At 68.0% G+C, this 19,511-nt stretch carries 21 protein-coding genes; 5 read left to right on the top strand and 16 right to left on the bottom strand.

The features are described 5' to 3' along the window. Entirely contained in the window at positions 1–288 is a 288-nt protein-coding gene (locus tag ACH413_RS37760; protein ID WP_360047833.1) for a hypothetical protein, read from the top strand. Here ACH413_RS37760 and murA read toward each other — a convergent pair. Continuing rightward, positions 278–1,546, bottom strand: coding sequence for a UDP-N-acetylglucosamine 1-carboxyvinyltransferase (murA, locus tag ACH413_RS37765; protein ID WP_330272875.1), 1,269 nt, complete (start codon positions 1,544–1,546; stop codon positions 278–280). The genes ACH413_RS37760 and murA overlap by 11 nt on opposite strands. Before the next feature lie 35 nt (positions 1,547–1,581). Here murA and ACH413_RS37770 point away from each other — a divergent pair, with 35 nt between their 5' ends. Then, complete coding sequence (locus tag ACH413_RS37770; RefSeq protein ID WP_360047834.1) at positions 1,582–2,154, top strand: cob(I)yrinic acid a,c-diamide adenosyltransferase; 573 nt, start codon at positions 1,582–1,584, stop codon at positions 2,152–2,154. A 478-nt stretch (positions 2,155–2,632) separates the two neighbouring features. Here ACH413_RS37770 and ACH413_RS37775 read toward each other — a convergent pair whose 3' ends face one another. After that, the gene (locus ACH413_RS37775) at positions 2,633–3,064 is read right to left on the bottom strand and encodes a DUF2550 domain-containing protein (protein ID WP_360047835.1); all 432 of its coding nucleotides are present in this window, start codon (positions 3,062–3,064) and stop codon (positions 2,633–2,635) included. Positions 3,065–3,086: 22 nt separating this feature from the next. Further along, positions 3,087–3,452 (bottom strand): F0F1 ATP synthase subunit epsilon, encoded by a 366-nt coding sequence (locus ACH413_RS37780; RefSeq protein WP_089921576.1) that lies wholly within the window; start codon positions 3,450–3,452, stop codon positions 3,087–3,089. Positions 3,453–3,558: 106 nt separating this feature from the next. Between ACH413_RS37780 and ACH413_RS37785 the strand changes: the two genes are divergently transcribed. Beyond that, positions 3,559–4,047: a SigE family RNA polymerase sigma factor gene (locus ACH413_RS37785; RefSeq protein WP_360047836.1), complete on the top strand. Its 489-nt coding sequence runs from the start codon at positions 3,559–3,561 to the stop codon at positions 4,045–4,047. Continuing rightward, a complete protein-coding gene (locus ACH413_RS37790) occupies positions 4,038–5,264 on the top strand; it encodes a hypothetical protein (protein WP_360047838.1) in 1,227 nt (408 codons plus the stop codon). The genes ACH413_RS37785 and ACH413_RS37790 overlap by 10 nt, the downstream gene beginning before the upstream one ends. Here the strand turns inward: ACH413_RS37790 and ACH413_RS37795 are convergent. The 12 genes from ACH413_RS37795 to ACH413_RS37850 form a co-directional block, all read right to left on the bottom strand. Further along, positions 5,261–6,991 carry an ABC transporter ATP-binding protein gene (locus tag ACH413_RS37795; RefSeq protein WP_360047840.1) on the bottom strand — a complete coding sequence of 577 codons (1,731 nt, stop codon included), beginning with the start codon at positions 6,989–6,991 and terminating at the stop codon, positions 5,261–5,263. The two genes, ACH413_RS37790 and ACH413_RS37795, sit on opposite strands and share 4 nt — an antisense overlap. Then, positions 6,988–8,493 carry an ABC transporter ATP-binding protein gene (locus ACH413_RS37800; RefSeq protein WP_360047841.1) on the bottom strand — a complete coding sequence of 502 codons (1,506 nt, stop codon included), beginning with the start codon at positions 8,491–8,493 and terminating at the stop codon, positions 6,988–6,990. Before ACH413_RS37800 ends, ACH413_RS37795 begins: the two co-directional genes overlap by 4 nt. Positions 8,494–8,509: 16 nt before the next feature. After that, entirely contained in the window at positions 8,510–9,676 is a 1,167-nt protein-coding gene (locus ACH413_RS37805; protein ID WP_360047843.1) for an aromatic acid/H+ symport family MFS transporter, read from the bottom strand. Positions 9,677–9,841: 165 nt separating this feature from the next. After that, positions 9,842–11,278 carry a F0F1 ATP synthase subunit beta gene (gene atpD, locus ACH413_RS37810; protein ID WP_360047844.1) on the bottom strand — a complete coding sequence of 479 codons (1,437 nt, stop codon included), beginning with the start codon at positions 11,276–11,278 and terminating at the stop codon, positions 9,842–9,844. Beyond that, on the bottom strand, positions 11,271–12,185 hold the full coding sequence (locus ACH413_RS37815; protein WP_360047845.1) for a F0F1 ATP synthase subunit gamma: 915 nt from the start codon (positions 12,183–12,185) through the stop codon (positions 11,271–11,273). The genes atpD and ACH413_RS37815 overlap by 8 nt, the downstream gene beginning before the upstream one ends. Before the next feature lie 8 nt (positions 12,186–12,193). Beyond that, a complete protein-coding gene (gene atpA / locus ACH413_RS37820) occupies positions 12,194–13,840 on the bottom strand; it encodes a F0F1 ATP synthase subunit alpha (RefSeq protein WP_360047846.1) in 1,647 nt (548 codons plus the stop codon). Positions 13,841–13,886: 46 nt separating this feature from the next. Beyond that, positions 13,887–14,714, bottom strand: coding sequence for a F0F1 ATP synthase subunit delta (locus ACH413_RS37825; protein WP_360047847.1), 828 nt, complete (start codon positions 14,712–14,714; stop codon positions 13,887–13,889). A 9-nt stretch (positions 14,715–14,723) separates the two neighbouring features. Then, the gene (locus ACH413_RS37830) at positions 14,724–15,266 is read right to left on the bottom strand and encodes a F0F1 ATP synthase subunit B (protein WP_396425559.1); all 543 of its coding nucleotides are present in this window, start codon (positions 15,264–15,266) and stop codon (positions 14,724–14,726) included. 41 nt (positions 15,267–15,307) lie between these two features. After that, the gene (locus ACH413_RS37835; RefSeq protein WP_319977816.1) at positions 15,308–15,565 is read right to left on the bottom strand and encodes an ATP F0F1 synthase subunit C; all 258 of its coding nucleotides are present in this window, start codon (positions 15,563–15,565) and stop codon (positions 15,308–15,310) included. Between the two features lie 59 nt (positions 15,566–15,624). Next, on the bottom strand, positions 15,625–16,401 hold the full coding sequence (atpB, locus tag ACH413_RS37840; protein WP_360047850.1) for a F0F1 ATP synthase subunit A: 777 nt from the start codon (positions 16,399–16,401) through the stop codon (positions 15,625–15,627). Positions 16,402–16,550: 149 nt separating this feature from the next. Then, on the bottom strand, positions 16,551–16,997 hold the full coding sequence (locus ACH413_RS37845; RefSeq protein WP_093592702.1) for a hypothetical protein: 447 nt from the start codon (positions 16,995–16,997) through the stop codon (positions 16,551–16,553). Positions 16,998–17,046: 49 nt separating this feature from the next. After that, the gene (locus tag ACH413_RS37850) at positions 17,047–17,814 is read right to left on the bottom strand and encodes an AfsR/SARP family transcriptional regulator (RefSeq protein ID WP_360047852.1); all 768 of its coding nucleotides are present in this window, start codon (positions 17,812–17,814) and stop codon (positions 17,047–17,049) included. 118 nt (positions 17,815–17,932) lie between these two features. Here ACH413_RS37850 and ACH413_RS37855 point away from each other — a divergent pair, with 118 nt between their 5' ends. Next, entirely contained in the window at positions 17,933–18,319 is a 387-nt protein-coding gene (locus ACH413_RS37855; protein ID WP_360047854.1) for a hypothetical protein, read from the top strand. Positions 18,320–18,328: 9 nt separating this feature from the next. Here ACH413_RS37855 and ACH413_RS37860 read toward each other — a convergent pair whose 3' ends face one another. Next, positions 18,329–19,471 carry a glycosyltransferase family 4 protein gene (locus ACH413_RS37860; protein WP_093592693.1) on the bottom strand — a complete coding sequence of 381 codons (1,143 nt, stop codon included), beginning with the start codon at positions 19,469–19,471 and terminating at the stop codon, positions 18,329–18,331. Positions 19,472–19,511 lie beyond the last annotated feature (40 nt).

Consider the following 19,511-nt stretch of genomic DNA (forward strand, 5'->3'; position numbering starts at 1 on the left):
GTGACGGGCTTCTACCAGACCGGGATCGTCTTCGGGGTTCTCGCCTTGCTGGCCTTGGTGCTGCGGTACTTCGCGGGCAACGACAAGCGGCCCGTGCCGGATCTGGACGGCACGGACTTCGGGTTGCTGAACGAGGTGGCGGTCGTGCCCACGGAGGAGGCCGCGATCGTGCTGGTGCAGAAGCTGAAGAGGAACGGGGTGCGTGCCACGCGCTCGCGAAACGCGCCTTACCGGGTGATGGTGTTCCCGGCGGACGTCGCGAACGCGCGGCTGGTGCTCAGGAGCTGACGCGTTCCACGTCGGCGCCGAGCTTGCGGAGGTTTTCCACGAACCCAGGGTAACCGCGCTCGATGTGGAAGATCTCGTAGACCTCGGTGGCCCCGTCCGCGCACAGACCGGCGAGAACGAGCCCCGCACCAGCGCGAATGTCCGAAGCCCACACCGGTGCGCTGGACAGTTTCTCGATGCCGCGGATCACGGCGTGGTGACCGTCCGTGCGCGCGTCGGCCCCGAGCCTGATCATCTCGTCGATGAACCGGAACCGGGACTCGAACAGGTTCTCGGTGATCATCGCGGTGCCCTCGGAGACCGTGGACAGCGCGATCGCGAACGGCTGGTTGTCCGTGGCGAAGCCGGGGTACGGCAGCGTCACGAAGTCGACGGCCTTGGGCCGCCCCTCCATGACGACGCGGAACCCCTCGTCCTCGCCACCCTCGTAGACGGTGACCTCGGCGCCCGCCATGCGGAGCTTCTCGAGCACCAGGTCGAGGTGGTGCGGGTTCACGCCACGCACTCGCACGTCACCGCGCGTCATGACGGCGGCGAACCCCCACGTGGCGCCGACGATCCGGTCGCCGATGACGCGGTGCTCGGTCGGCTTGAGCTCGGTCACGCCGTGCACGGTGAGCGTGGACGTGCCGGCGCCCTCGATCTTCGCGCCCATCTGCACGAGCATCAGGCAGAGGTCGACGATCTCGGGCTCGCGCGCGGCGTTGTCGATGACCGTCGTCCCGGTGGCCAGCACCGCCGCCATCAGGATGTTCTCGGTGGCACCCATGCTCGGGAAGTCGAGCCAGATCTGCGTGCCGTGCAGCCCCTCGGCCTCGGCGACGATGCAGCCGTGCTCGATCCAGGTCCGCGCACCGAGCTTCTCGAGACCGCTCTGGTGCATGTCCAACGGCCGGGACCCGATCGCGTCCCCACCGGGCAACGCCACAACGGCACGCTTGCACCGCCCGACGAGCGGCCCCAGCACGCAGATCGACGCCCGCAGCTTGCCCATCGCCTCGGAATCAGCGCGATGACTGAGCTCCTGCGGAGTCGTGATCCTCGCCACGTCACCTTCGAGCTCGACCTCGCACCCAAGACTGCGCAACGCGTCCGCCATCAGCGGCACGTCGAGGATGTCCGGGCAGTTGGTGATGGTCGTCGTACCCTCAGCCAGCAGGGCAGCGGCCATCAGCTTGAGCACGCTGTTCTTGGCGCCGACGACATCAACTTCGCCGACCAGCCTTGCGCCACCGTGTACCCGGAAATGCTCGCTCACGCGGCAATCCTACGTACGCCCATAGAGTGCCGGTCATGGCGGTACATCTCACCAAGATCTACACGAGGGTCGGCGACGACGGCACGACCGGCCTGGGCGACTTCTCCCGCGTCCCGAAGACCTCACCACGCATCGAGGCCTACGCGGACGTGGACGAAACGAACGCGTCCCTGGGCGTAGCCCTGGCCCTGGGTCAACTGGCCCCAGACGTCTTCGAAGTGGTGCGCAAAGTCCAGAACGACCTCTTCGACGTCGGAGCGGACCTCTGCACCCCAATCGTCCCCGACCCGAAGTACCCCCCACTCCGCGTAACTCAGGCCTACGTGGACCGCCTGGAGAGCTACTGCGACACGTTCAACGAACGCCTGGGCAAACTCGACTCGTTCATCCTGAACGGCGGCACCCCAGGAGCAGCCCTCCTGCACCAGGCCCGCACGATCTCCCGCCGAGCAGAACGCCGAGCGTGGTCCCTGATCGAGGCCGACCCGGAACACACGAACATCCTGACCGCCAAATACCTGAACCGGCTCTCGGACCTGCTGTTCATCCTGGCGCGGGTAGCCAATCCAGACGGCGACGTGCTCTGGCAGCCAGGCGAAAACGCCTAACGCACGCAAGGCGACCACGCGCACGCTGCCACCCGCACTCGCCAACGCAAGGCGACCACGACGCACGCCCGGCGCGCGGTGCCAACAGGCGCGGCCCCTCGCAAGGCAACCACGTACGAAGCCTGGCGGCGCAATGCCGAAGGCGAGCCGTCTGAACCTAGAGCGCCGGGTAGCGGTGGACCCCGCTCATGGCGATTGGGGCTTGACCTTGAGGGGCTGGGTGCCACCCTGTCTGGGCTCGGCCGGGGCGCTTTCAACCCCGGCTTTTGAGGCCGACTACGCGCCCAGCTAGAGGCTCAAGGTCAAGCCCCAATCGCAACCCCGCTCTTCGTCACGACCTGCGCAAGCACCCTCGCAAGGTGACCTCTCGCCCGGAACGCGACCAACCCCGCTGGAACAGCAACGGCCCGCACGCAACCCGCACCGCGCAAACAAAAAGGGCGCGCCCCCACAGGAACGCGCCCTCAGTCATGCGAAATCAAGAAGCCCAAGGAATAGACCGCCCAGGCGGCGCAGACTCAAGCCAGGACAAGAACCCGGTCAACGCATCCGGCCCCATGGCGATCTCAACCTCACCAGAAACCGACCGACACCTCAGCACAGTCGCCCCAACAGGCATGGCATAAGCCTCAGGCCCAGTAGGTTCCCGCCGAGCATCGATCTCCAGCCCATCACGAGTGATCAGCTGATTCGGCCCGGACCCGAGCGACAACACCCGGAACCAGGCGAACTTGTCGCCCCGGTAGTGCCCGACGCCCAGGTGCCAGCCACGCCCGCGATCATCGAACTGACTGCGCAGCGCGACGTGCACGCCACCCTCACGCAGCAGCCGGATGCGGCGCCAGGCGAAGTAGGCGATGACGATCGCCACCCCAAGAAGGATCAGGCCGGCAATCTCGGTGATCCCCACGGCTGCGGCCTCGTGCCCGGTCTCAGGCCGACTGTTCCACGGCCCGCACGCGCGCTGCCGCACGTGCGCGCTCTGCGTCGTCCGCGTCCTGCAGCGCTGTGCGCGCCGCGTCCACGTCGATCTCGCCCGCCAGTTCGGCGTCCTCGGCGAGAATCGATACGCCGGTGCCGGTCACGGACAGGAAGCCACCGTGCACGGCCGCGGTGACCAGGCCACCGTCGGTCGTGCGCACGCGCACCACGCCTCCCTCGACCAACTGGCCGAGCACGGGCTCGTGACCGGGCAGGATGCCGATCTCGCCCTCGGTGGTCTGCGCCGAAACAGAGGTGGCCTTACCGGACCACAAACGGCGTTCAACGGCGACCAGTTCAACGGTCATCTCGGCCACGCGTATCTCCCTCGTCGTCTGGAGTCGAACTGAGTCTAAACGGTCGCCTGACAACCTTGCCGCCCCGCCCGGTGTCAGTACCTTCGACGACCGCCGAAGGGGGGACATGCAGGACTTCGAGGACTTCGTGGCGTTGCGCTCGCAGGCACTGTTGCGCACCGCCTACCTGCTGTGTGGCGGAGACAAAGGCGCCGCTGAGGACATTCTGCAGGACGTCCTCATGAGCATGTACGGCAAGTGGCGCCGGATCAGGACCTCTCCCGAAGCCTACGCACGCGCCGCGCTGGCCAACGCGGCCGCGAACCGCTGGCGACGGCGTTCGCGCAAGCCGGAGGCACCTCTGGAACTGGGGGCGGTACCCACGGCTCACGGCCACGAGCAGCAGGTCGTGGACGCGGACAGCGTGGTGCGCGCGCTGGCGCAACTGCCGAAGAAGATGCGCGCCGTTCTGGTGCTGAGGTTCTTCGACGACCTCAGTGAGGCCGAGACCGCCCGCGCGCTCGGCTGCGGCCTCGGCACGGTCAAGAGCCAGACCTCGCGCGGCCTCGCCCGCATGCGGGAACTGATGGGTGAGCAGGTGCTGACGTGGAACTGAAGCAGGCAATGGAGGCCGCGACCTCGGAACTGGACGTGCGGCCGGGATTCGTGGGGGACGTGATGGCCGGGGGACGACGAAGGCACACGCGCAAGCTCGTGACGGTGACCGCGGCGGTGGCGCTGCTCGCGGGCGTGACGACGGGAGTCGTTCTGACGCGGTCGACAGAACTACCGGCAGATCCGCGGCTGACCGCGGCGACGACCGGGCCGCTCGCCGGCGACTCCGAGTTCATCGCGACCGCGTCGCACCTGTGGAGTGAGGCGCAGAAGGACGAGCCGTGGAAGCGGGATGAGCCCGTGACCGAAGTCTCATCGAAGCCGAACGTGTTCTGGACGGGGCAGACGCCGACCGGCCCCGCGGCCCTGGTCGCGCAGGAGGTGCGGGTGCGGACCTCCGAGCACCCCGCAACGCTCGTCGGCCTCGTGGCCGACGGCAAAGTGGTGGACCGCGAGGTCGTGCTCTCGGAGGCGAGGGACCGCGAGGCCGGGCTCTACCGCTTCGGCCCCGTCGGCGACCAGTACGTGGTGCTGACCCTCGGCAAGACGGTGTCCTGGTCGCAGAACCCGAAGCGCGGCCCCGACCACCGCCTGACCCGCACCTGGGCCTCCGCGCCCCACGACGAGGACGGCGTGGTCTTCACCGTCGCCCCGATCGGCGAACGGCCTGTGTTCGTGCGCGGCGACTCCGTGCCCCAGCCCGACGACTTCACCCAGGCCGCGATCATCACCGGCGACCTGAAGCCGGACCAGCAGTTCGTGCCCCATCCCGGCCTCGGCTGGAACGGGCGGTTCTGCGCCACGGACTTCCCGGAGCAGAAGGGCACGTGGCCGGGCATGGACGCGACCACGGCACAGCGAGAACTGCAGAAGCGCGCGCTGCTCGACTACGTCGTCAGCTGGGAGGCGACCAGTGACTGGAGCGTCTGCGCGTGGCTGCCGGACGGTCGCTACGCCCTGATGTTCGAGTCGTACGGCGACCTGTACGGCGCGCTCTACCAGCCGGACGGCACGTTCAGCGCGCCCGTGCTCGGCGGCAAGGCGGTCAAGGGCGAGCCGGCGGTGCTGCCTCTCCCCGACGGCCAGGGCACGATCGTCGCCGACTTCAACGCCGTCATCGGTCCGCAGGAACGCGACCACGCCTGGCTGGCGCCCAGCGGCACCAAGGAGGTCACCGTGCGCCGGCAGGGCGTTCCCAAGGTGGTCCAACTCCCCTAGGTGCCGTGCCACGAACGCCAGAGCGTCGCGTAGGTGCCGTCTCTGGCGACCAGATCGTCGTGCGACCCCAACTCCACGACCCGACCCGCGTCGACGACCGCGATCCGGTCGGCGTCGCGCGCGGTCTGCAGGCGGTGCGCGATCGCGATCACCGTGCGGCTCTCCCGCACGGCCGCGATCGCGCGCTCCGCGTGCCGGGCCGTGGCCGGGTCGAGCGAGGACGTCGCCTCGTCCAGCACGAGCGTGTGCGGATCGGCGACCTCGACCCGTGCGAGCGCGAGTTGTTGTGCCTGCGCCGGATCCAGTTCCACTCCGCCCGCGCCCAGAACCGTGTCGAGGCCTTCCGGCAACTCCTCGAACCAACGCGCGTCCACGGTGCGCAACGCTTCGAGCAGCCGTTCGTCCGGCGCGTCCGGAGCCGCCATCGCGAGGTTCTCCCTGACCGTGCCGATGAACACGTGATGTTCCTGCGTCACCAGCACGATCCGCTGCTCACCGGCCGCCGCGAGATCCGCGACGGGCACTCCGCCGACGAGCACCGAGCCCTCGGCCGGCCGGTCCACCCCCGCGATCAACCTGCCCAGCGTCGACTTGCCCGCACCGGAGACGCCGACGATCGCCAGCCGTTCTCCCGGCTGCACCACGAGATCGACGCCGTGCAGCACCTCGTGGCCGTCCACATAGGAATAACGGACGCCGCTCACCTCGATGCGATCGCCGTCCGGTTCCCTGACGGGCGCAGGCGATTCGACGTGAGCCCCGATCCCCTCGATGCGTGCGAACGACGCGCCACCGCGCTGCAGGAACTCCACCCAGAACAGAATGCGGTCCATCGGCTCGACCAGCCGCCACACCCACAGCACCGCCGTGACGACGACCTCGATCCGCATTCCGTCGGCCGCGTAGAGGAAACCCCCGGCGACAAGCACCAGCGCGGTCGGCAGCATGTTCACGAAGGTGGTCACCGGGAACAGCACGTTCCTCAGCCGGAGAGTCCTCAGCCGTGCCCGGTACGAGCGCGCGACGGTGCCGTCCGCGGCCGCCACCATCCGATCACGCAGCCCGTACGTCTCGATCGTCCGGCTGCCCTCGCCGACCGCCGCGGACATCTCCGCGACGTCCCCGTTGGCCTCGCTCTCCGCGAGGTACGCGTCGCGCGCACGGACCAGGTACCAGCGCACCACCCACACCACGAACGGCATTCCTGCCAGCGAGACGAGGCCGAGCACCGGGTCCAGCCAGAACACCGCGACGAACACGACCAGGAGGTGCGTCGCGCCCGCGAGCACCTCGGGCACGCTGTCCCGCAACGCCTGCCCGACCGTGCCGACGTCACTCGTCACGCGCGTGAGCAGATCACCGGTGCTCAGCCGATCCACCACCCGCGCGGGCAACGCCAGCGTGCGCGTCACCGCCTCCTCGCGCAACGAGGCCAGGAACCGCTCACCGAGCCTGGCCGTCAGCAAAGCGCTGTACCGCACCAGCAAAAGGTGCACCACGGCCGCGCCGAGCACCCCCAGCGCGAGGCGGTCCACAGTGGACGGGGTCAGGGCCCCTTCCTCCACCCCGCCGACGATCTTGCCGAGCAGGTACGGCCCGACGAGCCCCGCGAGCGCCGAGAGCGCGGTGAGCACCAGCACCACGGCCAGCGCGGGCCGTTCGCCCCGCAGCAACCGCACGGCCGCCCGCCGCACCTCACGACGGTCCGCGATGGGCAGCCTCGTCATCGGCTCTCCTCCAGGTTCACGACCTGATCCGCCTGCCCCGCCCACAACGGTGACGACGACACGACGACCGTGGTCCGTCCCGAGCGCCTCTCCCGCACCCTCTTCGCCACCACGGCCTCGGTCACGGCGTCGAGCGCGGACGTCGGCTCCACCAGCACGAGCAGGTCCGGTTCGCTCAGCAACGCCCGCACGAGCCGCAGGCGTTGCCGCTGGCCGCCGGACACGTTGCGCCCCTGCGACTCCAGGTGCGAGTCGAGCCCGTCCGGCAGCGCCTCCACGACGTCCATCGCGGCCGCCGCGTGCAGCGCCACGTCGAGCTCGTGATCACCGTGCTCCCCCACTGACACCGCCTCGCGCACCGTTCCCGCGAACAGGTAGTCGTCGTTGTCCGCCACCACCGCGGGCAGCCGTTCGACAGCTTCCCTGGCCAGCGTCGCGTTCGCCGAGACGACCACGGTCAACGCACCGGTCTTCACGTCCAGCTGCTCAGCACCGTCGTCCTTCTCCTCCGGCCTCAACCGGAGCACGTCCACGACCCTCCCCGCCGATACCAGCGCTCGGGGAATCGCGTCCGCCCCCTCCAGGAAGAAGCTGACCGGCACGGTGAGCGTGGTGACGTACAGGTACACCGCGACCATCTCCTCGACCGAGATGGCTCCACTCACCACCATCCGCGCCACGATCCACGTGACCACGGCGAGGAACAACGCCGGCAGCCCCCACGTCAGCGCCTGCACCCAGCTCAGCCACGCCGACACCCGGTATCCGTCGCGGAGGACCTCTGTGGACATGGCCCGGAACCGCGCCTCGAACGCCGGCTTCCCACCGATCCCCGACAGCACCCGCAGGCCGCCCACGATGTCGCCCGCCTGTGAGCTCAGCTCCCCCTGCCGCTGCCGATACCCGGCCTCCACGGCGTGCAGCCGCTGCAGGACGGGCCCGGTGATCACGGCGAGCACCGGCACGCCGAGCAGGACGACGACCGCGACCAGCGGTGAGATCCGCACCAGCAACACGGCCGTGGCGACGTACGCGACCACCGCCCCCACTCCGGGCCCGGTACTGGTCAGGGCGTGTGCGATCCGTGCCGTGTCCCCGTTCTGCAGGTACGTCAGCTCCCCGGTGGACAGCTTGCGCCGCACCACACCACCGAGGCGCGTCACGTGCCGGACGACGAGCTGCGCCGTGCGCAACGAGGCGTCGGTCCGCACCAGCGTCATCGTGCGATGCCGGCCGATGAAGATCAGGGCCAGCGCGGCCGCTACCGCGAGCAGGGCGGCGCACCACCACACCAGCGCGATGCGATCTCCACCTCGCAGACCGTCCTCAATGGCCTGAGAGATCAGGTAAGGCGGCAGGATCAGCCCGCACATCGACAACGTGCCCCACCACGCCCCGGCGAGCACCCGCCCGCGCTGAGCGAGCACCAGCCACCACAGGTACCGCCAGGGCGAGCGCAGATCCGGGTCTCCCGGATCGTCGTACGGGGCATGTCGGGCCATGCCTCCGACCTTGCCATCAGCCGGGCTGCGCCACGACCGATTTCGCCTTCAGCCCAATCGCACCAACGGCCGTTGCGCCCAACGCAGCAACGAACGCGAACGCGTAGAAGCCCCACGGGTGCGCCAAACCAGCCGTGAGCAACGCACCGCCCAATAGCGGCCCACTAATGGCGCCCAAGCGCCCAACGCCTGCGGCCCACCCGATGCCGGTGGCCCGGTTCTCCTCGTAAACCCGCCCCGCGTAGGCATAAACGAGCACCTGCGCGCTGAACACGAAGAACCCGGCGAGAAGCACCGCGACGTACACCCCGAAGCCGGGCAACTTGATGCTCAGCAACGCCAGGAACACCACCGCCGCCGCGAACCACCCGATGGCCGCGGGCCTGATCCCGATCCGGTCCGCCACCGCGCCGGCGACCAGAAGTCCGATCACCGCACCGATGTTGAGCGTGAGCAACAGCGCGAGCGCCGTTCCGAGTTCGTACCCGGCGCTGCGCATGATCTGCGGCAGCCAGGTGTTGAGCCCGTACACGAGCAACAGCCCCATGAACGAGGCCACCCAGAACGCGATCGTGGCCTTCCGCAGGCCCGGCTTGAACAGCGACCCGACCGCCTCCAGCGCGGGAGCCCTGCGCGCCACCGTCTCCGGCAGGTTCCTGACCATCAACGGAATCAGCACCAACGCGGGCAGCGCCCCCACGACGAACAGGGACCGCCAGCCGAGCTGCGGGATCAGCACGATGCCCAGCAGCGCCGTGATGACCGCACCGACGTGATAGCCGGTCATGATCAGCGTGGTGGCCCGCCCACCCTGTTGCGGGCGAGCCTCGTTGACCAGCGCGATGGCCGTGGGCAGACACCCGCCGAGCCCCAGCCCTGCGAGGAACCGCAGGATCCCGAACGTCGTCGCGTCCGGCGCGAACGCACAGGCCAGCGTGAACACGGAGAACCCGGCCACGGCGTAGATCATCACCTTGCGCCGCCCGATGACGTCGGTGATGGTCCCGATGATCAGCGCGCCCAGCATCATCCCGACCAGCCCGGCGGTGGACACCGCGCTGGCGCTCGCCGTCGTGAGCAGCTTCTCCTGCAACAGCGAGGGAATCACCGTGCCGAGCACCACGAGGTCAAAGCCGTCGAGCAGGACAGCGGTCCAGCACAGCGGCAACACCCATTTGTTCACGCGCACTTCCTCCTCGCTGAGGCCTGGTGATGCCGAGCATCGTGCGACGTCAGGGCCCTGCGCCGGGAGTGCGATTTCCATTCACCGGAAACGTCATGTAGTCCGGACATGACGAAGAGCCGCCCCTCCACATTGGAGGGACGGCCCTTCGGAAGTCAGCGAGCCTCAGTTACCGGCAAGCTTCTTGGCGTTGGCCTCGACGTCGTCCAGCCCGCCGCAGGAGAAGAACGCCTGCTCCGGGTAGTGGTCGAACTCGCCCTTGCACACGCGGTCGAACGCCTCGATCGTGTCCTTGATGGGCACGAAGGAGCCGGGCTGACCGGTGAACTTCTCGGCCACGATGAAGTTCTGGCCGAGGAAGCGCTCGAGACGACGGGCGCGACCGACGAGGACCTTGTCCTCCTCGGAGAGCTCGTCCATACCGAGGATGGCGATGATGTCCTGCAGCTCCTTGTACTTCTGCAGGATTCGCTTCACCTCCTGGGCGACCCGGTAGTGCTCCTCGCCGACGATCGACGGCTCGAGGATTCGAGACGACGACGACAGCGGGTCGACGGCCGGGTAGATGCCCTTCTGGGAGATCGGACGGGAAAGCTCCGTCGTCGCGTCCAGGTGGGCGAAGGTCGTCGCCGGGGCGGGGTCGGTGTAGTCGTCCGCGGGCACGTAGATGGCCTGCAGCGACGTGATCGACCGGCCGCGCGTCGAGGTGATGCGCTCCTGGAGCTCACCCATCTCGTCGGCCAGCGTCGGCTGGTAACCCACGGCCGAAGGCATGCGGCCCAGCAGGGTCGACACCTCGGAACCGGCCTGGGTGAACCGGAAGATGTTGTCGATGAAGAGCAGCACGTCCTGGTTCTGCACGTCGCGGAAGTACTCCGCCATCGTGAGAGCGGACAGCGCGACGCGCATACGCGTGCCGGGCGGCTCGTCCATCTGACCGAAGACGAGAGCGGTGTCCGCGAGAACACCCATCTCTTCCATCTCGAGCAGCAGGTCGGTGCCCTCACGGGTGCGCTCACCGACGCCGGCGAACACCGACGTACCGGAGAACTCACGCGCGATACGGGTGATCATCTCCTGGATGAGCACCGTCTTGCCGACACCCGCGCCGCCGAACAGGCCGATCTTGCCGCCCTTGACGTACGGGGTGAGCAGGTCGATGACCTTGATGCCGGTCTCGAGGATCTCGGTCTTGCCCTCGAGCTGGTCGAAGGCGGGCGCCTTGCGGTGGATGCCCCACTGCTCGCCGTCACGGCCGAGGCCGGGGACGTCGAGGCAGTCACCGAGGGCGTTGAAGACGTGGCCCTTGACGACGTCGCCGACGGGAACCGAGATGGCCTTGCCGGTGTCGGTCACGGTCGCACCGCGCACCAGACCGTCGGTCGGCTGCATCGAGATGGTGCGGACCAGGTTGTCGCCGAGGTGCTGCGCGACCTCGAGGGTCAGCGTCTTGGCGACCGCCTCGAAGGTGATCTCGGCGTGGCAAGCGTTGAACAGCTCCGGCACGGCGTCGCGCGGGAACTCCACGTCGACGACCGCACCGATCACCCGGACCACACGGCCGGTGCGGGTGGTGGTGGCAGTAGCACTCATGTCACTCATCACTTCCTGCGCCACCGGTAAGCGCGGAGGCGCCACCGACGATCTCGCTGATCTCCTGGGTGATCTGGGCCTGACGGGCCGAGTTCGCCGCCCGGCTGAGGTTGCGCACGAGCTCCGTCGCGTTGTCCGTCGCCGCCTTCATGGCCGTACGACGAGCTGCCGACTCCGAAGCCGCCGCCTCCAGCATGGCGGAGAACAGCCGCGTCTTCACGTACTTGGGCAGCATCGCTCCGAGCAGCGCTTCCGCACTGGGCTCGAAGTCGTACACCGCGCGCGGGCCCTTGGGGGTCTCACCGGTGTACTCGACGTCCATCGGCGCGATCCGCCTGGCGGTCGGCGTCTGGCTCAGCATGGACTTGAACTCCGTGTACACGACGTGGATCTCGTCCACGCCCTGTGCACCGTTCTCCGTGCCCTCCAGGAACGCCTCCACCAGCGCGTCACCCGCCTCGACGGCGTTGACGTAGTGCGGGGTCTGGGAGAACCCGCTCCACGACGCGGTGACCGCGCGGCGGCGGAAGTTGTAGAACCCGATGGCCTTGCGGCCGGTCGCGTACAGGACCGGCTCCTTGCCCTCGGACTTGAGCAGCTCGATCAGCTGCTCGGCGGCCTTGAGAACGTTGGAGTTGTAACCACCGCACATGCCCTTGTCGCTGGTGACGACGAGGACAGCGGCGCGCTTCGGGTTCTTGCGTTCCGTCAGCAACGGGTGGTCGAGGTTCGCCGAGGCCTCGGCCAACGCGGAGAGCACGTTAGTGATCTCGTCCGCGTAGGGGCGCGAGGCCGCGACCCTGGTCTGCGCCTTGGCGAGGCGAGACGTGGCGATGAGCTCGTACGCCTTCGTGATCTTCTTGGTCGAGTTGACCGTTCGGATCCGCTGGCGGAGCTCCCGAATCTGTGCGCCCATGGCTCAGATCACTTCTTGGTGGGCTCGGGCTTGTGGACCTTCACCGACTCCTGGGCGACCTTGTCGGCGTCCATCGCCTTCTCGGGCGCCTCGTTGACGATCGTCGTGCCGTCCGAAGCGGTGAACTGCTTCTTGAACTCGGCCACGGCGGCGACAACGCGCTTCTGCGAGTCCTCGGGGAACTTCTTGGTCTCCACGATGGAGCTCAGCAGGTCCGCGTGGTTGCGGCGCAGCGAGTCCTTGAAGTCGGCCACGAAGCGACGGATGTCGGCGACGGGGACGTCGTCCAGGTGACCCTTGGTCGCGGCGAAGATCTCGACGACCTGCTCCTCGACGGGCACCGGGGAGTACTGGCCCTGCTTGAGCAGCTCGACCAGACGGGCACCGCGGTCCAGCTGGGCGCGCGACGCGGCGTCGAGGTCGGACGCGAACGCGGAGAAGGCCTCCAGCTCGCGGAACTGCGACAGGTCGAGACGCAGCGAACCCGCGACGTCCTTCATCGCCTTGATCTGCGCGGCACCACCGACGCGGGAAACGGAGATACCCACGTTGACGGCCGGACGCACACCGGCGTTGAACAGGTCGGACTCGAGGAAGCACTGACCGTCGGTGATCGAGATGACGTTGGTCGGGATGTACGCCGACACGTCGTTCGCCTTGGTCTCGATGATCGGGAGACCCGTCATCGAACCGCCGCCGAGCTCGTCCGACAGCTTCGCGCAACGCTCGAGGAGACGCGAGTGCAAGTAGAAGACGTCGCCGGGGTAGGCCTCACGGCCCGGCGGGCGGCGCAGCAGCAGCGAGATGGCGCGGTACGCCTCCGCCTGCTTGGTCAGGTCGTCGAAGATGATCAGGACGTGCTTGCCCTGGTACATCCAGTGCTGGCCGATGGCGGAGCCGGTGTACGGCGCCAGCCACTTGAAGCCGGCCGAGTCAGAAGCGGGGGCGGCGACGATCGTCGTGTACTCGAGTGCGCCCGCCTCCTCCAGCGCGGCCTTGACGCCCGCGATGGTGGAGCCCTTCTGGCCGATGGCGACGTAGACGCAGCGGACCTGCTGCTTCGGGTCGCCCGACTCCCAGGCCTTCTTCTGGTTGATGATCGTGTCGATGCAGACCGCGGTCTTGCCGGTCTTGCGGTCGCCGATGATCAGCTGACGCTGACCGCGGCCGATCGGGGTCATCGCGTCGATGGCCTTGATGCCGGTCTGCATCGGCTCCGACACCGGCTGACGCTGCAGCACGGACGCCGCCTGCAGCTCCAGGGCGCGGGTGTCGTCCGCGACGATGTCACCGAGGCCGTCGATCGGCGTGCCCAGCGGGTTGACGACGCGACCGAGGAAGCCGTCGCCGACCGGCACGGACAGGACCTTGCCCGTCCGGCGGACCTCCTGGCCCTCTTCGATCTTGTCGAAGTCACCGAGGATGACCGCACCGATGTTGCGGACCTCGAGGTTCAGCGCGACGCCGAGGACGCCGCCGGGGAACTCGAGCAACTCGTTGGTCATCGTGCCCGGAAGGCCCTCGACGATGGCGATGCCGTCGTAGGTCTCGGAGACGGTACCGACCTCTTCCCGGGAGACCTCCGGGGAGTAGCTCGAGACGTACTTCTCGATCGCACTGCGGATCTCGTCCGACGAGATCGTCAGCTCCGCCATGTCGTTCCTGCTCTCACTTCTTCGTTCTTGGGAAAGGGCTCGGGGGCTAGCTGGCGAGATTGCGGCGCAGTGCCGCCAACCGGCCGGCGATGCTTCCGTCGATGATCTCGTCGCCGATCTTGATCGTGAGGCCGCCGCCCAGTGCGGGGTCGACCTCCACGTGCAGAGCGATCGGGCGCGAGTAGATCGTGGTCAGCGTCGCGGTCAAGCGGTCGACCTGCTCGGCGGTCAGCGCCACCGCGGACCGGACGTGCGCGACGGAACGCTGACGGCGCTTGGCCGCCAGGTCGGCGAGCTCGGAGAGCCCGTCCGCCACACGCACCCCACGCGGGTTGCGGACCAGCTGGTCCACCAGCGTCTTGGTGACCGGGCTGACCTTTCCCTCGATCAGGGAGTCGACCAGCACGACCTTGCCGGAGGCGTCACCGGCGGGATCCGCCAGCAGCAGCTCGAGCTCGTTCGAACCAGCAACGATGCGGCCGAGCCGGAACAGCTCGTCCTCGGTCGAGTCGAGCTGACCGTCGCGCTCGGCACGCACCAGCAGCGCGGTGCGGGCGAGCGACTCGACACCGTCGACGAGCTCGCGCGGGCTGGACCAGCGCGCGGTCACGACAGCGACCAGCACCTGCAGCGTCGCGTCGCTCACCTTGCCCGCGAACAGGCCGTTGAGCAGCTGCTCACGACCAGCGGCCTCGGACGAGGCGTCGGCGAGCGCGCCGCGCAGCGACCGCTGTCCGACCAGCAGGCCGAGCACGGCGAAGAGCTCCTCGCCGAGCTTGGCGAGGTCATCCGTCGACGTGGTGGCGTCGGCCAGCTCCAGCAGCCGCAGTTCCGCGGCTGCCAGAGCTTCACGACTTGCGGCATGCAACGTCATCGGCTGCCTCTACTTGCTCGCGGGCGCCGCGACGGCGTCCAGCTCGTTGAGGAAGCGGTCGACGGTGCCACGGCGGCGGGTGTCGTCCTCGAGGGACTCGCCCACGACCTTGCTCGCCAGCTCGACAGCGGTGCGGCCGAGGTCGGCACGCAGCTCCGCGACGATCTGAGCGCGCTGAGCGTCCAGCTGGTGCTGGCCCTGCGCGATGATGCGCGAGGACTCGGCCTGCGCCTGCTCACGCAGTTCCTCGACGATCTGCAGGCCTTCGGCCCGAGCGTCGTCGCGGATGCGCGCGGCCTCGGCGCGAGCCTCGGCCAGCTGCTCCTTGTACTGCTCAAGAGTGCGCTGAGCCTCGGCCTGAGCCTGCTCCGCCTTCTCGATGCCACCCTCGATCTTGGCCGTCCGCTCGGCGTACAGCGCTTCGAAGCGAGGCGACACGAACTTCTTGACGACGAAGAGCAGGAGCAGGAAGGCGACGAGCCCGAGGATGATCTCCGCCGGGTGCGGGATGACCGGGTTGACCTTCGCGGGGTCCTCCGCAGCCAAGATCAAGGCGTGGAACACGACGTCTCCTAACGCGTTGAAGGGTTAGGTCAGGCGCCGGTCGCGGCGGTCGCGATGAAGTACACGACGAAGCCGATCAGCGCGAGGACCTCGACGATGGCGAAGGTGGTCCACGCGAGGCCGAGCAGCACGCCGCGGGCCTCGGGCTGGCGGGCGGTGCCGCTGATGACCGAGGAGAAGATCAGGCCGACACCGATGCCGGGGCCAATCGCGGCGAGGCCGTAGCCGATAGCAGCGAGACCCGGGTTGATGTCACCGGCCTGGGCAAGAACGACGGAAGCGCTCACTGTTGCTGTTCCCTTTCACTTCGGTCCGCGAGAGTTCGCGGATCGGAGGCTTGTGTTTCTCAGTGCTCTTCTGCCAGCGCCATGCCGATGTAGCTGGCAGACAGCAGCGCGAAGATGTAGGCCTGCAGGCACATGATCAGCGCCTCCAGGAAGGTCAGCGCGATGGCGAAGGCGAAGGACACCGGCGCCACGATGACGGTCAGCCCGCCATTGAGCAGCAGGAACTCACCGGCCAGGGTGAAAACCAGCAGCAGGAGGTGTCCCGCGAACATGGCCGCGAAAACTCGGACCGCCAGCGTGATCGGGTTCAGGATGAACTTCTGGATGAACTCGATCGGAATCAGCAGCGGGAGAACGAACCACGGCGCGCCCGGCGGCATCGTCTGGTGCTTCAAGTAGCCCACGAAGCCGTGCCGCTTGAACCCGACGAAGTGGTACACCGGGTAAACGACGAGCAACGAAACGGCGAGCGGGAAGCCGATGTGCGACATCGTGGGGAACTGCACGATCGGGATGAGCCCGAACAGGTTGTTCACCAGGACGAAGCAGAAGATGGTGAGGATCAGCGGAACGAAGGGCTTGAAGTCCTTCGCGCCGATCTGCTCCCGGGCGATGTTGTTGCGCCCGAAGTCGTAAACCGACTCGGCGGCGAACTGGAACTTGCCGGGAACGACCTTGAGGTTGCGGGTCGCCACAATGAAGAAGACCCCGATGATCACGATCGACAGCACCAGCAGGACCATCGGCTTCGTGACCGAGCCGAAGATCGGCGGGAGGAAGAAGTCCTTCACGCCTGGAGCGACGAACTCACTCCCCGAAGCCAGCAACTTGGTCACTGTGTTCCTTCCGGTTCTCCCGGCCGGCGTTCACTCCGCCGGGGGAATCGTCACGATCTGGACTTAACGTACCTTACGGTTCGCAAGCGACTACCAGAGGCACCCCTGCTATCGGGTGTCCCTGGTCTGCGCGGACCATATCAGCAGGTCTAGGCGCCTTCGGAGGCGGGGACCACCATCTGACTACGGCTGCGCTTGGAGGCTCTTGCCTCCAGGAACGACGTCACGAGCACCGTCGCCACCAGGGTGATTCCGAGTGCCTTGGGTTCAAGCCACTGCTGGTTGCGCAGCAGGATCACCGCCAGTAGCAACACGATCAGCTTGCCCATGAATCCGCCGAGTGCGGCGACCATGACGAACATCGGATCAAGCGCCGCCGTCTTGCGCATCAACAACAACGTGGCAAGGCTCGAACCGATGGCGATCGCACCACCGATCAATGATCCGAAGAGACCAGCGGTCCCCCAGATCACAGTTGACACGACGACGCCGAGGACAAACGTGCCGAGCGCGGCCCACGCGGCCTCGCGGAACATTTCCCCGGCGAGCCGCTGGACGGTCAGCTCGTGCGTGACGGCCTTGTCCGCGTCGCTCATGTCCCGAAGTCTAGGAACTCGCATTGCAGCGCCTGCGGGCAGCCCCCGATTAACGACGGTTAAGCGGCCCCAAACAAGATGGCGCACCAATTTCCCGGCCGCACAGGATCTGATCGTGGAGCTCGGCCAGCCGCCGTCCGGGGCGTACTCCCAGTTCGTCCGCGAACATCCGGTGAACATCCCGGTAGATCGCCAGCGCGTCCGCCGAACGCCCGCCGCGGTGCAAGGCCACCATCAGGAACTCCGCGAACCGTTCCCGCAGCGGGTGCCGCCGGGTCAGCGCGCGCAGTTCGGGGACGAGCTCGCGGTGCGCACCCAGTTCGATCTCCAGCTCGATCCTGCGCTCGACCGCGACGAGTCGTTCCTCGTCGAGCCGGTCGGCCTCGAACCGCATCGCCTCCGACGTCGCATCCGCCAGCGCCGGCCCGCGCCAGAGCGACAGAGCTTCGCGGAGATCGCCGAGTTCGGTGCGCGCATCGGCGTCGCGGCTCATCGCCAGACGACGGAATCTGTGCAGGTCGACCTGATCGATGCCGACGTCGATCCGATAACCCGTGCTGCTGCGTGACACCAACGACCCCAAGCGCCCCAACGCTCGTCTCAGCCGCACGACGTAGACCTGCAGCGTCGAGTTCGCACGGGACGGCGGTGCGTCCCAGATCCAGTCGATGAGCTCGGTCTCCGGGACGGGACTGCCTGGACTGAGCAGCAGTGCTGCCAGCAGGCCTCGCAGCTTGCGCGCCTTCAGGTCCACCGCGCCGTCGTCTATCGACAGTTCTCCGAGCAGGCCGAACGTGCAGCTCTCCATGGCTGTCATCCCCCCAGACAAGTCAACCGCCATCGACGCTAGTCCATTCGCCTACACCTCATGTAGGTGAATTGGCGCAACGCATGGTTAGCGTCGGCCCCGTTGCCAACCACCTCTGGGGGATCCGATGAGCAAGGTTCGAACGACGTCGATCGCACTGGCCGCCGCGGCGGCCGTATCGCTGATGGTCGCGCCCACCGCACACGCGGACGCGAGCGGCATCAACGGCAGCATCGCGGTGACGGCCGCAGGCAGTGGCGGACATGTGACACAGGTGCGGACCAAGGTCACCTCGGTCGGCCCCTTCCTGGCCTTCTACGGCTACTTCCGCATCTTCGGGCCGGACTACAGCGTGACCTCGGAAACCCGCAAGTGGGGCCAGAGCAGCCTGTACTACCACAACCTCGACCGCGACTACGCGAACGGGCAGAAGCACTGTTCCGAGGGCTGGTCGTTGCAGGACGACGGCACGTTCAAGCTGCTCGGCCGCCCGTGCGTGGAGAACCCGATCTGACCTGTCTCGTCAGGACTTGCTGCGGGCGTCCCTGAGCCGCGGGATCACCGAGACCACGAACGTCACGATCAGCCCGATGACGAAGCACGTGGCCACGATGATCGGGTCGAACAGCGTGAGCGCCACCGCGCCGAACGCCAAGACGCCGGCCCACAAGTAGATGAGCAGCACAGCGCGACGCTGCGAGTGCCCGATCTCCAGGAGCCGGTGGTGCAGGTGCATCTTGTCCGGTGAGAACGGGCTCTCGCCGCGCCGGGTGCGGCGGATGATCGCCATCAGCAGGTCGAGCAGCGGCACGAACAGCACAGCGGCGACCACGATCAGCGGCGAGAGCAGACCGAGCAGGTCGGCCGCGCTGCCGGTGGCCTGGTTGATCTTGCCGGACGCGCTGGTGGTGGCGGCGGCGAGCATGAGGCCGATGAGCATCGAGCCCGAGTCGCCCATGAAGATGCGGGCCGGGTTGAAGTTGTGCGGCAGGAAGCCGAGGCACGCGCCCGCCAGCACGGCGGCGATCAGGGCGGGCGGGTAGGCCTCGACGGCGCCCTGGCGTTCCACGAGCAGACCGATCGAGAACACGGCGGTGGCCGCGGCGGCGATGAGGCCGATGCCCGCCGCCAGTCCGTCGAGGCCGTCGACGAAGTTCATCGCGTTGATCATGGTGACGGCCAGCAACACCGTCAGCAGCGCGCCCTGGTTCTGGTCGAGCGAGATGGTCGCGCCGCCGTCCCACGGCACCCACGCGATCATCCACTGCAGGCCGAACAACACGAGGATGCCCGCGGCGGTGACCTGTCCGGCGAGCTTGGTGAGCGAGTCGAGCTCGAACCTGTCGTCGATCGCGCCCACGAGCACGATGACGCCGCCCGCGACGATGACGCCCCACGGGTCGTTGGAGAAGTCGAACGCCGCCCGCAGCACCGGCAGTTGGTGCGCCACGAACATGCCGCACAGCACGCCGCCGTAGATGGCGACACCACCCATGCGCGGCATCGGCTGCACGTGCACGTCGCGTTGCCGCGGGTAGGCCACTGCCCCGAGCCGGAACGCCATGGCGCGCACCAGGCCCACGAGCAGAAACGTCACCACGGCAGCAATCAACGCGACGAGCAGGTACTCGCGCACGGGAAGGACGAACGAGGATGCGGGCCCCACGGGCCTACCAATCAATCGGGGGTGTTCGGGGTGCTCGCCA

Origin of the sequence: Lentzea sp. NPDC020367, from assembly GCF_044387305.1 — a bacterium.
Lineage (GTDB): Bacteria > Actinomycetota > Actinomycetes > Mycobacteriales > Pseudonocardiaceae > Lentzea.